The organism is Lagierella sp. ICN-221743, assembly GCF_037890055.1.
Lineage (GTDB): Bacteria > Bacillota > Clostridia > Tissierellales > Peptoniphilaceae > Mediannikoviicoccus.
The window spans coordinates 1-2,539 of sequence record NZ_JBBKBD010000043.1; the positions used below are offsets into that span (position 1 = coordinate 1).

The following is a 2,539-nucleotide window of genomic DNA, read 5'->3' on the forward strand; positions in this document are numbered from 1 at the left end:
TTTCCCCGGAAAGGAGGTCACCTATATGGTAAATGATGAAGTTAATAATAAGGCTATAAATATTGAGATAAAAGTGGCTCAGTATTCAGCAAAGGCTATTTTAAAAGCTATGAAAAAGATTATAGAATATGCCTATGAAAAAAGCCAACAACTAAGGATTATGCAGATAGGCGTAAAATAAATTGGGGGGGTTGTTAGAGATAAGTATACAAGACTTTACATTAACAATACAAACTACACAAAAGAAATGAATAATGAAAGCTGGAAAAGGCTGGAAGATTTATTTTAATGCGTTGTTAGATGACAAGAAATTTAATAATGAAACTTTTAAAGAGATAGCAGAAATGTTATCTCTTTTTTATTTTAACGAAAGGAGTTATATATGAAAAAATTAGATCAAATAAGACAAGAGTCAAAAGAAATAAAAGATAAAATAGATGATACAGAAAAAAGATTAAGGCAACTAAAAAATAAAGAACAAAAGATATTAAAACAAGACATAGTGAAAAGAAGAAAAGATAGAACTCATAGGCTCATAATAAGAGGAGCAATCTTAGAAAGCCTTATAGAAAATGTAGAAGAACTAACAGATGAAGAAATAAAAATCCTACTAGAAAAAGCAACAAAGAAAAAAGAGTAGACCATAGGAGTTTTAAAAGACAAGGCATAAAACAAATACCAACAATACATCTAGGAGCAAGTGCTAGTGCAATGGAAAGAAAAGGAATAAGAACAGAAAAAGGAGATATAAATCGTGAAATAAAAAAACAGACTGAACTATTAAAAAACATAGGCAATGAAATAAAGAAAATAACATCATGGCTAGCAGGCTTTAAAGATAAACTAAAAGAATCATACAAGGAATATAAAGACCAAAGTAAAAAGCAAATCGAAAATGAATCAGGACTCTTTAACCTCTATGAATATTTAAGCTTCTATCAAGAAATGCAAGAAAACAATAGAGCAGAATTATCAGTTTATGGCAAAAGAAACAAAGCAATCTATGATCTAAAAAGATATGCAAGTGGAATAAATTATCTAAGAGAAAATAAAATAAAAACCATATCAGACCTACAAGGACATATAAATACATTAAGAAGTAAAAACTCTGAAATATATAAGACCATAAAAGAAAACAGTCAAAAGATAGAAGACCTTAATAAGTGTTTAGCCTATGCAAAGACTGTAAGAAAAACAAAAGCAACCTACCAAGAATATGAAAGCAAGAAAATATTCAAAGAAAGCTTCTACAAGAATAATCAAAAGAAAATAGACCAACATATAAGGGCAAGAACCTTAATTGAAAAAATCAGTGGAAAGAAAAATTTAAGAGAAAAAGAATGGTTAGGAGAAATTAAAAACTTAGAAGATGAAATCAGTAAATTAAATACAGAGTCAGAAAAGATAAGGGAAAGATACAAAGAAATAAATCATATTAAATATGCAGTAGAAGTAGTGAATAAAGAATATGATATTGACCTATCAATAGAAATTGACAAGGCAATCAAGAGAGGAGAAAAAGAAAGTATCATAGAAAAAATAAAAGAGTATAAGCAAGACAGTGATAGTTTTAATAAAAAAAGACAAATGACTAAAGACTATTACAAAAATCAAGAAAGATAAGACCTGGTAAAATATCTTATCCAAACTATAATATGACCAAGAAAATAAAGGCAGATCTAGGAGGTAATAGAGATGAATAAAAGGCAAGAGCTAATAGAAGAACTCATAAAAGCAGATCAAGATGGAACATACAAAACCTATAAAAGCACAGAAGAAATAACAGCAATGAATAATGAAGAAATACAGATTATATATTCCAACATGAAAAATTATCTATCAGACAAAAGAACATACATAAACTAGTAAAGGTGGAAAAGCCGGATTTAAAAGAGATTGGTTAGTCAGAAAAACAGATAAAAGGCGTCCCCCTAAAGATGAATATATTTGTTCAACATATAACTTAGCAAAAGGGAATTTTGAAGAAAAATGTTCATCACACTATATCAGGAACGAAGTTCTTAATAAATTAGTTTTAGAGACTATCAAAGAAGTAAGCGAGTATGTAAAGTTGAATGAAGAAGAATTTATAAAAAAGTGTACTCAACCTCAAAAGAGCAAATGGCATTAGAAAAATCCATTGAACATTCAAAAAGTATATTAAAAAACTTTGAGGAAGATAGTATTAGAGCAGATAAGTTTATATCACTTGTAAAGAAATATACTGATTTTAGCGAACTTACAACTCCAATGATAAATGAATTTGTAGATAAGATACTGGTTCACGATGGTAAATGGGATAACTATGAAAGAACACAGGAAGTTGAAATATACCTGAACTTTATTGGCAAGTTTGAATTGCCACAATAAGAACCTAAAGAACTTACGCAAGAGGAACTTGATGAACTAGAGAAGCTAAGGAAAAAGAGAGAGAAGAAGCGAGAGTATAATTACAGATATTTAAAAAAGAAAAAAGCTAGTATGGAAAAAATCAAATTATGACTTTGTAGTCGGCGTAGTTTTAAAACTGCACCGACTA

At 28.9% G+C, this 2,539-nt stretch carries 6 protein-coding genes and 1 pseudogene; all 7 read left to right on the plus strand.

Going from position 1 to position 2,539, the window contains the following annotated elements:
- Positions 1-25: 25 nt before the first annotated feature.
- Positions 26-181: a hypothetical protein gene (locus tag WKS98_RS09815; RefSeq protein WP_498918917.1), complete on the plus strand. Its 156-nt coding sequence runs from the start codon at positions 26-28 to the stop codon at positions 179-181.
- A 73-nt stretch (positions 182-254) separates the two neighbouring features.
- Entirely contained in the window at positions 255-386 is a 132-nt protein-coding gene (locus WKS98_RS09820; RefSeq protein WP_498918919.1) for a hypothetical protein, read from the plus strand.
- A complete protein-coding gene (locus WKS98_RS09825) occupies positions 383-640 on the plus strand; it encodes a DUF3847 domain-containing protein (RefSeq protein WP_498918921.1) in 258 nt (85 codons plus the stop codon). The genes WKS98_RS09820 and WKS98_RS09825 overlap by 4 nt, the downstream gene beginning before the upstream one ends.
- A gap of 71 nt (positions 641-711) precedes the next feature.
- Entirely contained in the window at positions 712-1,623 is a 912-nt protein-coding gene (locus WKS98_RS09830) for a hypothetical protein (RefSeq protein ID WP_498918922.1), read from the plus strand.
- Positions 1,624-1,695: 72 nt separating this feature from the next.
- Entirely contained in the window at positions 1,696-1,866 is a 171-nt protein-coding gene (locus WKS98_RS09835; RefSeq protein WP_498918924.1) for a hypothetical protein, read from the plus strand.
- Between the two features lie 49 nt (positions 1,867-1,915).
- Positions 1,916-2,131, plus strand: a pseudogene (locus WKS98_RS09840) (recombinase zinc ribbon domain-containing protein); the annotation flags it as partial.
- Complete coding sequence (locus WKS98_RS09845) at positions 2,122-2,370, plus strand: DUF4368 domain-containing protein (protein WP_498918926.1); 249 nt, start codon at positions 2,122-2,124, stop codon at positions 2,368-2,370. The pseudogene WKS98_RS09840 and the gene WKS98_RS09845, both read left to right, overlap by 10 nt.
- Positions 2,371-2,539: the final 169 nt, after the last annotated feature.